1 protein-coding gene is annotated in these 849 nt (G+C 29.0%); it reads left to right on the forward strand.

Annotated features, from left to right (window positions below; all coding sequences use genetic code 11):
• Positions 1-701 (forward strand): serine hydrolase domain-containing protein (locus Q5O29_RS09865; RefSeq protein WP_302632096.1); only part of this gene is annotated, 701 nt, incomplete at its 5' end.
• Between the last annotated feature and the right edge of the window lie 148 nt (positions 702-849).

Here is an 849-nt window from a genome sequence, read left to right on the forward strand (position 1 = left end):
CAGGTCTTGTAGACTATTTAAATGCAGCAGAATTGTATTTTAAAGATGAGGAGAGTTTAAAAATATTAAATGATTATAGAGAAAAGGCATATTTTGATGAATATGTATCAGATTCAAGATGGACAGCAGATATAATCCTAAATAATTTATATTTAAGTGAATTACAATTTGAACCTGGACAAGCATATGATTACTGTAATACAAATTACTATCTACTTGGTTTAATAATTGAACAAGCCTCTGGAGTTTCATATGAAGATTATATAAAAGAAAATATTTTTAAGCCTTGTGGAATGAAAATATCAAGTATGAGTGCAGAGGATACAGATGCAAAAGGTCATGGCAGTGTTGAATCAGGTGAAATTGTTGTAAATCCTAAATTTACGTTTGCAGCTGGTAATATATATACTAATGTATATGATTTACTTAGATGGGAGAGAATGCTACATACAGGAAAATTACTTTCACAAGAGTCTTATAATGAAATGATAACACCTTCAGAAGATAGTGGATATGGATTTGGTTTAATAATTAGTGATGGAATTATAAGACATAGTGGTGTTATTGATGGATTTAATTCTTACACAGAATATGACTCAGCAAAGGATATTACAATAATAATTTTAGAAAACTATGATCCATCAACATCAATTCTTGAAGCTAAATATGACGGTGCCATCATACGAGGATTAATAAAATAGAAATATAAATGCAGTTTAGATTAATAATCTAAACTGCGTTCTTTATAAAAAATTTATTTTATCATAGTTAGTATTTCATCTTCTGACATTGAAGAATCACAACGAGTTTCCCATTCTCCATTTTTGCTGACAATAAATCCAGGAACTG

Source organism: Clostridium sp. CAG:265 (assembly GCF_000436575.1).
Lineage (GTDB): Bacteria > Bacillota > Clostridia > Clostridiales > Clostridiaceae > Clostridium > Clostridium lentum.